The sequence below is a fragment of the Vibrio jasicida CAIM 1864 = LMG 25398 genome (assembly GCF_000400365.1).
In the GTDB taxonomy this organism is placed as follows: domain Bacteria; phylum Pseudomonadota; class Gammaproteobacteria; order Enterobacterales; family Vibrionaceae; genus Vibrio; species Vibrio jasicida.
Window position 1 is genome coordinate 1 of record NZ_BAOG01000117.1, and the last position, 211, is coordinate 211.

Consider the following 211-nt stretch of genomic DNA (forward strand, 5'->3'; position numbering starts at 1 on the left):
CTAAAGCGTTGGCGATGATCCCAACCTTAACCGTTGAAAATATCAATGATGTTAACGAAACGGGCGCTGCAAGCGTTGTCGTCAGTGGTAATAGCACACGCTTCGAAACCACAGATACATTGACCATCAAAGCGGTCGATACGGACAATAAAGAAGTCACGCAAACCACGACAGCGGCTGCATTGGGTAAATGGAATACGACGTTAGACGT

The 211-nt window shown here is 46.9% G+C and carries 1 pseudogene; it reads left to right on the top strand.

What is annotated here, in order from left to right:
* Window positions 1–211, top strand: a pseudogene (locus tag VJL_RS23825) (hypothetical protein); the annotation flags it as partial.